This window comes from Streptomyces sp. BE20, from assembly GCF_036322525.1.
Lineage (GTDB): Bacteria > Actinomycetota > Actinomycetes > Streptomycetales > Streptomycetaceae > Kitasatospora.
The window spans coordinates 1-338 of the sequence record NZ_JAQYWW010001102.1 but is presented as its reverse complement, the minus strand read 5'-3'; the positions used below and the strand labels follow the sequence as shown (position 1 = coordinate 338).

General features: G+C 70.1%; 1 pseudogene. It reads right to left on the bottom strand.

Features of this window, described 5'->3' with window-relative positions:
- Positions 1–338 (bottom strand): annotated as a pseudogene (locus tag PUR61_RS33200) (sugar ABC transporter ATP-binding protein); the annotation flags it as partial.

The window sequence follows — 338 nt, the reverse complement described above, 5'->3', positions numbered from 1 at the left end:
GCGTTCCAGGACGACGGTGCTGGTGTTGTCGCGGATGGAGCGGTGGAGGAAGCGGGCCTGGGCCTTGGGTTCCTCGGGGGCGAAGCCGAGGGCGGCGCGGATGGCGTCGCCGGGGTGGCCGGTGCGCTGGGTGCGGCCGTCGAGGGTGTCGGGGCCGGAGCGGAGGGGCTGGTCGCCGGCGTGGGCGTGGGCGAGTCCGGAGGGTCCGCCGCCGCAGATGATGACTACGGTCTGGAAGATGTCGAGGAGGCCGGTGATGGTGGCGGATTCTGCGATGACATGCATGTTGCCGAGGCTGAGGAAGTTGTCGTTGATGATGCCGAACAGGGCGAGGACGG